Annotated in this window: 11 protein-coding genes; 6 read left to right on the forward strand and 5 right to left on the reverse strand. The window is 52.9% G+C overall.

What is annotated here, in order from left to right; genetic code table 11:
• Together ABYW01_RS07525 and ABYW01_RS07530 are read right to left on the reverse strand one after the other, a co-directional pair.
• On the reverse strand, positions 1–770 hold a 770-nt coding region (locus ABYW01_RS07525), incomplete at its 3' end, for an MBL fold metallo-hydrolase (protein ID WP_372831868.1).
• Between the two features lie 15 nt (positions 771–785).
• A complete protein-coding gene (locus ABYW01_RS07530) occupies positions 786–1,589 on the reverse strand; it encodes a helix-turn-helix domain-containing protein (protein ID WP_372831869.1) in 804 nt (267 codons plus the stop codon).
• A 100-nt stretch (positions 1,590–1,689) separates the two neighbouring features.
• Here ABYW01_RS07530 and ABYW01_RS07535 point away from each other — a divergent pair, with 100 nt between their 5' ends.
• Together ABYW01_RS07535 and rarD are read left to right on the forward strand one after the other, a co-directional pair.
• Complete coding sequence (locus ABYW01_RS07535; RefSeq protein WP_372831870.1) at positions 1,690–3,054, forward strand: SLC13 family permease; 1,365 nt, start codon at positions 1,690–1,692, stop codon at positions 3,052–3,054.
• Positions 3,055–3,421: 367 nt separating this feature from the next.
• Positions 3,422–4,327 (forward strand): EamA family transporter RarD, encoded by a 906-nt coding sequence (gene rarD, locus ABYW01_RS07540; protein WP_372831871.1) that lies wholly within the window; start codon positions 3,422–3,424, stop codon positions 4,325–4,327.
• Between the two features lie 103 nt (positions 4,328–4,430).
• Here rarD and ABYW01_RS07545 read toward each other — a convergent pair whose 3' ends face one another.
• A complete protein-coding gene (locus ABYW01_RS07545) occupies positions 4,431–5,327 on the reverse strand; it encodes a diguanylate cyclase (protein WP_372831872.1) in 897 nt (298 codons plus the stop codon).
• A 116-nt stretch (positions 5,328–5,443) separates the two neighbouring features.
• On the opposite strand from ABYW01_RS07545, the gene ABYW01_RS07550 reads away from it, so the two are divergent.
• Positions 5,444–6,010, forward strand: a complete 567-nt coding sequence (locus ABYW01_RS07550; protein ID WP_372831873.1) for a lytic transglycosylase domain-containing protein — start codon at positions 5,444–5,446, stop codon at positions 6,008–6,010.
• A 52-nt stretch (positions 6,011–6,062) separates the two neighbouring features.
• Here the strand turns inward: ABYW01_RS07550 and ABYW01_RS07555 are convergent, their stop codons facing one another.
• A complete protein-coding gene (locus ABYW01_RS07555; RefSeq protein ID WP_372831874.1) occupies positions 6,063–6,338 on the reverse strand; it encodes an acylphosphatase in 276 nt (91 codons plus the stop codon).
• Between the two features lie 13 nt (positions 6,339–6,351).
• Positions 6,352–7,617, reverse strand: a complete 1,266-nt coding sequence (locus ABYW01_RS07560; protein WP_372831875.1) for a YihY family inner membrane protein — start codon at positions 7,615–7,617, stop codon at positions 6,352–6,354.
• A 101-nt stretch (positions 7,618–7,718) separates the two neighbouring features.
• On the opposite strand from ABYW01_RS07560, the gene arsC reads away from it, so the two are divergent.
• The 3 genes from arsC to ABYW01_RS07575 are packed head-to-tail and all read left to right on the forward strand — an operon-like array spanning position 7,719 to position 9,055.
• Positions 7,719–8,069 (forward strand): arsenate reductase (glutaredoxin), encoded by a 351-nt coding sequence (gene arsC / locus ABYW01_RS07565; protein ID WP_372831876.1) that lies wholly within the window; start codon positions 7,719–7,721, stop codon positions 8,067–8,069.
• Positions 8,070–8,669, forward strand: a complete 600-nt coding sequence (wrbA, locus tag ABYW01_RS07570; RefSeq protein WP_372831877.1) for an NAD(P)H:quinone oxidoreductase — start codon at positions 8,070–8,072, stop codon at positions 8,667–8,669.
• Between the two features lie 5 nt (positions 8,670–8,674).
• The gene (locus ABYW01_RS07575; protein WP_193954189.1) at positions 8,675–9,055 is read left to right on the forward strand and encodes a DUF2069 domain-containing protein; all 381 of its coding nucleotides are present in this window, start codon (positions 8,675–8,677) and stop codon (positions 9,053–9,055) included.
• Positions 9,056–9,099 lie beyond the last annotated feature (44 nt).

A 9,099-nucleotide genomic window follows, 5' to 3' on the forward strand; every position in this document is an offset into this window, starting at 1 on the left:
AACGCGGCAACGTCTGCAGCCGTCGAATGCTGGGGTGCGGCACCTACCTTCTCTGCAACCGCCTGCGTATAGGTTGCCTCATGCACCAACAGATCGGCATGACAGCAGAGTCCCGCCAACAATTCGGGTGTATCGTTATCGCCACCGATAACGGTCACGCGACCTTTGCGGGCAGGTTGTGAATATTGCTGTCCATCCAATACCCGCCCATCGCTCAGCGTCACCGTTTTCCCTTGCTGTAACTCGCGCCATTGCGGCCCACTTGGAATACCTTCCTCTCTTAATTTGTCCACCGACAACGAGCGCTCAACATTCGTTTCCTCAAAGCGATATCCGTAACTGGGCACGCGATGAGACAATAGGCAGCAACTGATCTTCATACCCTGCTCATCCCAGACCTGCTGCTGGTTCTCCACCGTCACGAAATTCAGTTCATACTCCAAGCTAAGCTCTGCAAACTGCATCATGGCCTGTAAAAATGGCTGCAGTGCAGCTGGACCAATCAACGTCAGCGGTTCGGTTCTCCCAGACAGCTGAGCGGATGCCAGCAATCCCGGCAAGCCGTAGCAGTGATCACCGTGCATATGGGTGATCAAAACAGCGCGCAGCTTCATCAAAGAAAGCGGTGCCCTCAACAAACGGTGCTGCGTCCCTTCGCCACAATCAATCAGATACCAATCACGTTTGCCTTCTGGGTTAAGCGCGATGGCGCTCACATTTCGGCTACGTGTTGGCGTTCCCGACGAGGTCCCTAAAAATGTAATCTGCATACAATCGGTTACCTTCTAATCTGGTTGGGCCGATACAGGGTCCATACAATACTGCTTGGGAGGTTTCCCTAACGCTTTGCGAAACATCGCCACAAACGCACTGGGGCTGCGATAACCCAGAATCAGCGCCACTTCTGTCACCCCTTTACCTTCTGCCAGTAGCTTTACAGCCTCTTGTAAACGTAACTGCTGACGCCACTGACCAAAACTCATCCCGGTTTCACGCAAAAACAAACGTCCTAAGGTACGGCCACTCGCGCCCACATCGGCCGCCCAATCTTCCTGACCACGATTATCAGCGGGATCGTCCCTGAGCTTTTCCATGACCCGTACGACCCTGCGATCATTCGCCGAAGGCAGATAGAGTGGCGAGGGCTCCAGCGCCTGCAACTCATCACCAATGACGGCCATCAGATGGGCCGCCGGACTGTCAGGCAGATACTCACGCCCGTGACTGACCGCACGGATAATCAATTCCCGCAAAAAAGGGGATACCTCCAAAACACTGCACTGTGTGGGTAACGCCTGAAACTGTCGCTGATCAATATATAGGTGGCGCACCTCCGCCGGAGACACGGCACAGACCTGATGTTCCAAGCCACCAGGCACCCAAACCGCTTGTGTCTGAGGAATGACCCAAGTCCCATCTGGCGTATTCACCCGTATTGCACCCTCCGATGCATACACCAGCTGAGCACGCGGATGGGTGTGCGGAATCACATCCTCATCACCTTGCATCACACCGCTCATACCCAGAATCGGTCTCAGTGGATCATCGATTGAACCGATCCCACTGGGTGGCCTTCTTGTCCGTTTCAAAACATTACCTGTCTATTTATCGCATGTTTACCTCTACATTAAGGCTCAGAATGAACACCTTAGCAATCGATACGATCCTCACCGGACTGAAAGCAACCTTATGCAAAAGCTTATTATCGCCCTACTCACCCTGCTTTGTGGTGCAGTGATCATCATCCTACAACCTGCTGGACTCACCAGCGAACAAGCCTGGGGCGCTGCACTGGTGCTGTTTGCGATTCTGTTCTGGGCTGCAGCCGTACTACCCGACCACCTCACGGCGCTGATCTTTATGCTGGCAACGATCCTCTTTGCGGTCGCTCCGCCCGAAGTTGTGTTCGCGGGTTTCAGTTCAGCGGCCATGTGGCTGATCTTTTCAGGCCTCGTATTTGGCATGGCTATCAACTCCACTGGGCTGGGAGGACGAATCGCCAATGCGTTAAGTCAGCGGGTTAACGGCAGTTATACCCGTCTCATCTTTGGCATTGTCATCGCCTCAGTGCTGCTGGGCTTTGTGATGCCCTCATCATTGGGCCGCGCAGTGTTACTGGTGCCGATTGCTATCGCTATTGCAGACAGCTGTGGCTTTGCGCCCGGCAGCAAAGGCCGTACAGGGACCGCACTGGCCGTGGCGTTTGGCTGCCATGTGCCAACGTTCGCCGTATTACCCGCGAATGTTCCCAATATGGTATTTATTGGCGCCGCCGAAACCATCCATGGCATCAGCCCCGGTTACGCTGAGTATCTCCTACTGCATTTCCCGGTACTCGGTCTGTTAAAAGGCCTGCTGATTATCGGCTTGATCCTGCTGTTGTTTCCGGACAAACCTCAACTACACACCGCACCTCAAAGCAGTAACAACGACAACCACGGACAGCGCAAATTAATTCTGGTGCTAGGCACAGCATTGGCCTTTTGGTTTACCGATTCTCTGCATCACATCTCACCCGCCTGGATCGGCATGACTGCTGCTCTGTTCCTACTGATGCCCAAAGTCGGCCTGGTGGATAGCAAAACTTTCAATGAAAAGATGAACTTCAACTTGATGGCCTTCCTCGCCGGCATTCTCGCATTAGGTGCAGTCATCAATACCACCGGGCTGGGTAACGTGTTAGCAAATACCCTGAACAGCTTGATTCCGTTGAGCCCGGACAATCCAGCACTTAACTATGCATCACTATCCGGGACCGCAATTATGACAGCTTTAGTGGCAACCCTGCCGGGCGTTCCTGCCGTACTCACGCCCTTTGCAGACCAAATGGCCAACAATGCAGGTATGACAATCAAAGCAGTATTGATGACACAAGTACTGGGATTCTCCACTATCCTGATGCCTTACCAGTCAGCCCCCTTGATTGTTGCCATGCAACTGTCGAAAGAGCCGATCCGTCATGCCATCCGTTTCTGTCTGATATCTGCCACACTGACCATTCTGATACTGCTGCCGCTGGACTACCTGTGGTGGCAATGGCTAGGCTGGATCTGATCGTTCGTTTTCTGCAACAGACCATCGTATAAGCCGAGGGAACCTGCGAATAAGTCCGAGACTTTCTCTGCGGACGATAAAACAGCTTTATGAGCGAAAGGAAGCGCAGCGGAATGGCGGGTCCTTTCCAAGTTTCCTGACAAAGCAGAAAGCTGTTTTAACGCCCGCCCTAAGGGGCATTCAGAGCATTTTGATCTCTGTGTTAACGGTTTTCGCCAGGCAACCAGCATGGCTGTAACCGTCGCCTTGATCTCGCACTGCTCTGAATGCCAGAGGTGTTTCGGACTTGTTCGCAGGTTCCTTAGCGTGCAGCTCGATTGGAAAAGGCGTACACTCGGCGCCTTTTTCGTCTAATACTGAGTCCCTGATGCCACACAACGCCGCTCCGCAGACGCCCGAAAAAACTGCACAACAGGGTTTGATCTATGCCCTGTTCGCGTATGGTATCTGGGGATTGTTCCCGTTGTTCTTCAAACAAGTGTCGGACTTACCGCCGCTTGAAGTGTTGGCGCATCGGGTAATCTGGGCCAGCTTGTTTACCGCGTTGATTCTGACGCTCACGCGTGGCTGGAAAAACAGCATCCCCCATCTTAAGAACCCCAGAATCTGGTTCACGTTAGGGTTGTCAGCGATATTGATCGCGGTGAACTGGGGCGTGTTTATCTATGCGGTCAGTGACGGGCAGGTTCTGGCCTCCAGCCTTGGATATTTCCTGACACCCATTATTAACGTACTGCTCGGCACACTGGTTCTGGGCGAGAAGCAGGATAAATTTCGTAAAATTGCCCTGATGCTTGCGGGTGCGGGTGTACTTTGGCAGATCATTGCGCTGGGAGAGTTACCATGGATCTCTCTGGTGCTTGCCTGCTCGTTTGGTGTCTATGGACTGATTCGTAAACAGGCTCCTGTCGACACACTGTCCGGTCTGTTGATTGAGACGCTGGTCTTATCTCCTGTGGCCCTTGCCTACTGGTTCTGGCTGGTCGACACTGGACAAGATCACTTCTTATCCAGCAGCGACGATGCCGGTCGAATGATCGCCATGGGCGTACTGACATCGCTCCCTCTGCTTGCCTTTGCCGCAGCTGCGAAGCGATTAAGCCTTACGGTCGTTGGTTTCCTCACATATCTGGCACCAACAGGGCATTTTTTGCTGGCGGTATTCCTTTATGAGGAACCCTTTGGTATTCACCAACTGATCAGCTTTTCACTTATTTGGTGTGCATTGGTTGTCTTTAGCGGCGGAGCGTTCTTCGCAAGAAAACCTGGCTGAACCAAGGCCTGCAGCTCGTTCTGCTCAGATACTCAATTCAGATATAAAAAAGCCAGCCTGACTAAAGTAGTGAGGCTGGCTTTTTTGCGTTTTATAACAACCGTCAGGCTTCGTCACCTTCCGCACGGTTACCGCCGCTTTGCGAAGCAACAGCCAAGTTATCTTCCGCCCGATCAAGCATTCGTGCCGCCGTATCTTCAACCCCACTCAGAGTCGCGGCACCAATACTGACAGTAAACGGCACCGCAGCACTATCGACCTCAATTACCATGTCGCGGGCAATTTTCAACACCCGCTCGGACGCCAACAAGGCTTGCTCCCGGTTAGTCTCTGGCAAAAATAGTGCTAACTTATCATCAGAGATACGCGCCAGAAAATCGGCTGTGCGCTTGGTAGCATCCAGTGTACGAACCATCTGTTGCAGGATCTGATCGCCCGCATCCCATCCGTATTTATTATTGATCGCCGCCAAACCGTCGACATCGATCACCAGTATCGAACAGATCCAATCATAACGCTGGGCCTGCGCGACGGCCTGCTCAATCACTGGCATCAAGGTACGTCGATTGTAAGCGCCGGTCAGTATGTCTCGCTGTGACTGGCCGCCAGAACGTCGGGAGAGACGTTTCTGCTCACTCACGTCACGCGCAACCAGCACCCAACCATCACCCGAGGGAGCGATGATTAAACGCAACCAGAGCGCTTCCTTCAGGCCCGCCTCTTTTAACAGTGGCGCGCTATCAGGGCGCACCAGCTGTTCCAACTGTTGTACACCGTCGGTGGCGGCTTTATCCAATACCGTGTTCAGTGATGCCACAACGGTTTCTGGAAACACCTCATTGGCCGAATGTCCCAGCAAAATCATCGGATTTAACCAATGATTCGCACCTACCGAATAACTACTCACTTTGGCTTCTCCATTGAGGAAAAGCACCGACTCTTCTAGCGTAGAGATCAACGCATCCAACTGGGTCACTGCAAGACTGTTGTCTTCAGACATCCGCAACACTCCGTCATCTAAACGAACAAAACATTGGTAGAAAGTTATAGCACAGATATGCTCATTTGAGGTGTCTCATCCTTCATCCGTTAGATCACTGGGGTATACTCCTATTCATGCACACACTAAAGATCGCCTGCTATTGCTTCTGCCTGATGCTCTCGACGAGCATCTGGGCCAATACACCCGATACCTTTGATCCTGAGTTACGCGATGCACTGAAGAAGAGTTTTGCCACCGCAGACAGCTTTAAAGACCGCTACATTGCTGAGGTCTGGCTGGTCGATATGTCGGGCCGGATTGATCGTTACGTGAAAGATGATCTGGAGCGTGTTGAGATTTTACGTAATGCCCATGCGGAAGCGCAGCGACATGAACTACCGATCGATCTGGTATTGGGACTCATCCACACCGAAAGTTTGTTTAACCGCTTTGCAATCTCACGGGCGGGCGCACAAGGGTTAATGCAGGTGATGCCATTTTGGAAGAAAGAGATCGGCCGCCCAAACGACAATCTCACTAGTATTAAGACCAACTTGCGTTACGGGTGCACCATTCTCAAACATTACCTGAAAGTGGCGAAAGGGGATTGGACCGAAGCACTGGCACGCTATAACGGTTCTTATGGGAAGGTTTGGTATCCCGAAAGAGTCTATAAAAACCAAAAACGGTACAGAGAATAACGGTACCGCTTTTGTGAACGTTTGGGAGAATTGAGACTGACGTAACCTGTGATCAGATAATATTGAACGCTACGAGATCCTCTGAGAGATCAACTGCCTCAGACTGAACATCCGCTACCGTAGCCAGCTCAGGCCCCTGCCCCAGCCACGCCTCTACATGATGCACGGCCTTATCTTCGCCTTGCAGCATAACTTCTACACTGCCATCGGGCAGGTTACGCACCCAACCGACCAGCCCCGCACGTTCAGCTTCTTCCAGAGTAGACTGGCGAAACCAGACACCCTGCACCCGTCCTGTTACTAATGCATGTACGCAGATAGTCGCCATTGCTGTTCTTACCTCACCTTGGTCCGACGCTTGTATCTGAATCTTCGATCACGTGTTTATTGTGATCCGACTCTGAAAATAACGCTTCCAGCGAAATATTCAATGCCTCTTTGCGCTCACTGCTCACCCGGTTCAGCCGCTGGTTTAATCCTCGCTCCCACCCTGCAATGGATTCGGCCTGCGGAGTATCCGGTAAAGGCCACGGCAATAACCCGTTGAGCTCATCCAATGAGATACGCCCCGCATCACGGCTCAACAGGAAATCTCCCCCATCACTGCGACTGATCACCTGACCTTCCAGCAGGATCTGCACGTACTGATCCCAACGCCCCTGATCCAGCCCCGGTATCTCTTTCAGCAGAATGCGATCCGGTATCGACTCGCCTTTATCTTGTGCCAGCCAAAGACGATGGATCACCGCCACCATGATGTGCAGTTCGGATGTTCCATTGGACACATCCAAACGCCGATATACCGTTAAGCAACGCGTCAGCTCCGCCCCCAGCAGAATGATGATCCAGGAGATAAAAATCCACAGCAGAAACAACGGTACGGCGGCAAACGCCCCGTAGATCAACTCATAGGATGGAAACTGTGTCACGAACAGGGCAAACCCCCGCTTCGCCGTCTCAAACAGGATCGCCACCACTAAACCGCCGTAGAAGGCGTTTTTAACGGGTACACGACAGTTGGGTACCGCCGCATACAGCAGCGTGAAAGCCGCAGCGGAGAGCACCATCGGCAGGACAGAAAGCAAACGCGCCTTGCCCACCAGCTCCGTTGCTTCAGATACAACAGAGATCGACGCAATATACGATGTCACACCTAAACCTAAACCAATCAGCACCGGCCCCAAACTCAGGATCGCCCAGTACAGTAGAAAGCTGGATAACCCTTTACGCGGCTCAGTGACCCGCCAGACCTGATTAAACGCAGCTTCAATGTTTTTCATCATCATGATTGCAGTGACCGCGAGTACGGCGACACCTACGGCAGTCAGTTGCCGAGCCTGGCTGGCAAAATTGCTCAGGTAATCCTGAACGACCGCCCCTGTGGCCGGTACGAAATTGCTGAACACCCAACTCTGCAATTCATCTCCGACCCCCTGAAAGGAAGGCACCGCAGCCAATACCGCGTATGACACGGTCATCAGCGGCACCACCGCAAACAGCGTGGTATAAGTCAGGGCTGACGCATTCAACACCCCTTTATTGGCTATAAACTGGCGAATCAGGTATCCCAAAAAGCGGATAAACGGTTTATCAAACAATTGGCGCATGACGTATCCTTTGTCGCACGGGATCAGACGTATACAATACGGGCTCAGGTTAACAGTCCCTGACCCAACATCGCATTAACATTATAAATCGGTATTAAACAATGAGTGACGTGATTATCTACCACAACCCGCGCTGTTCCAAATCCCGCCAGACACTGGCGCTGTTGGAAGAACGCGGTATCGAACCGGCCATCGTTAAATATCTGGAAGAAACGCCGAGTGCCGACGAGCTGAAATCTGTCCTGACAAAGCTAGGGATCTCTGCGCGCGACTTGCTGCGTAAGAAAGAAGCAGAGTACAAAGAAGCCGGTCTGGACGACGCTAGCCTGAATGAAGATCAGGTGATCGCGAAGATGATCGAATTCCCACGCCTGATCGAGCGTCCAATCGTGATCAAAGGCGACGCTGCCCGTATCGGTCGCCCACCGGAGTCTGTACTGGAGATCGTGTAAGTGTCCGCACCTTACGTACTGGTTCTGTACTATAGCCGTCAGGGTGCCACACGCACTCTGGCACAGCATATCGCCCGCGGCGTTGAGCAAGCGGGTATTGAAGCACGTTTACGCACGGTGCCAGCCATCTCCACCGTGTGCGAAAGTACAGCGCCAGCGGTGCCCGATGAAGGCGCGCCTTATTGCAGCGAAGCAGATCTGGTCAACTGCGCAGGATTGGCATTGGGCAGCCCAACGCGTTTTGGCAATATGGCCGCACCGATGAAGTACTTCATCGACGGTACCAGTTCGATCTGGCTCTCCGGTGGCCTGATCAACAAGCCCGCTGCGGTGTTTACGTCCAGCTCCAGCCTGCACGGTGGGCAGGAAAGCACCCTGCTTTCGATGATGCTGCCACTGCTGCATCACGGCATGGTGATTGCGGGTCTGCCCTACAGCGAAAGCGAGTTACTCTCGACCCAAAGCGGCGGCACACCTTATGGTGCCACCCACGTTGCCGGCCGGGAAAATAACAACGTACCGGATGAAACCGAACTTAGCCTTTGTCGCGCACAGGGCAAACGTCTGGGCGAACTGGCCCTGAAACTGATAGAGAAATAAACACCATGGCTGAAGACTACCGTCTCAAGGCGCGCCTGAGCCGCCTGATTACCGTTTCCTGTTACGTAGGGTTACTGGCCCTGTTTGCTGTCTGGCACTTGGTGATACAGCCCGTTCCAGATGCAAATCCCTGGGTAATCGTGCTGTTTAAAAGTGCTATCTTGCTGGCCTTTGCTCCAACCGTGATCAGCGGCAATCCACGTGGTCACGCATGGTTGTGCTTTGTGCTGATGCTCTACTTTATCCCAGCGGTGCTCTCAGCATTGATTCCGGAAACCTTTGCATTGGGCATGATCTCCTGCGTGCTGATCGTGACACTGTTCACCAGCGCAATGATGTATGCCCGCTGGCAGAGCCGCTACAACAAACAGCTGAACCAAGAGTAAGATGCTGCGCGATCAGTTTCCGCTGCTGACCCAGCAGGTCAGCG

Origin of the sequence: Pontibacterium sp., assembly GCF_041587635.1 — a bacterium.
In the GTDB taxonomy this organism is placed as follows: Bacteria; Pseudomonadota; Gammaproteobacteria; order Pseudomonadales; family Balneatricaceae; genus Pontibacterium.